The organism is Allochromatium humboldtianum (assembly GCF_013385175.1).
Taxonomy (GTDB): Bacteria; Pseudomonadota; Gammaproteobacteria; order Chromatiales; family Chromatiaceae; genus Thermochromatium; species Thermochromatium humboldtianum.
Genome location: NZ_JABZEO010000064.1, coordinates 1 through 662, shown reverse-complemented (window position 1 = coordinate 662; position 662 = coordinate 1). Strand labels below are relative to the sequence as shown.

Annotated in this window: 1 pseudogene; it reads right to left on the bottom strand. The window is 62.8% G+C overall.

The window, feature by feature from the left end:
* Positions 1-592 (bottom strand): annotated as a pseudogene (locus tag HW932_RS21965) (transposase); the annotation flags it as partial.
* Between the last annotated feature and the right edge of the window lie 70 nt (positions 593-662).

Sequence of the window (662 nt, the reverse complement as noted above, 5' to 3'; positions counted from 1 at the left end):
TAACGCCGCTTGTGCCGCGCCCGGAGGCCGTTCTCGCGCATCAGACGCGCAATGCGTGGCAACCCGATCAGGTGGCCACGCCCACGCAACTCGGCGTGAATGCGCCGGGCACCGTACGCCTGCCGGACCTCCTGGTGGATCGTGCGGATCAGCACCAGCGCCTGCGCGTCGGTGAGTCGTTTGCGGTCCGGTGTGCCGCCCGCTTGCCAGGCGCGAAAACCGCTCTGGCTTACCGACAGGGCATCGCACAGAATCGGCAACGGGAAAGCTCGGCGCTGCTTGTCGATCCAGGCATATTTCACAGCAGCTCTTTCGCGAAATATGCCGCCGCTTTTTTTGTTATTTCCAGTTCCATCTCCAGCCGCGCGACCCGGGCACGCAACCGCGACAACTCCATCTGCTCGGCTGTGATCTGCTTGACGCCGGCCGGATTGAGCTTGCCCGCCTTCGCCGCTTTCACCCAGTTGCGCAGTGTCTGCTCGACCAGTCCCAGTTCTTCGGCGACACGGGCGATGCTGCCCACCTCGTCGGCTCGCTTGACGGCCTGCTCCTTGAACTCGGCCGTGTAGTCCTGCTTCGGGATGCGTTTCATGTCGTTCTTCCTCGCGTTGTGTCGATCCTACGATCACTACGTTGGAAGACGAAATTCGGGGGGCAGCTCA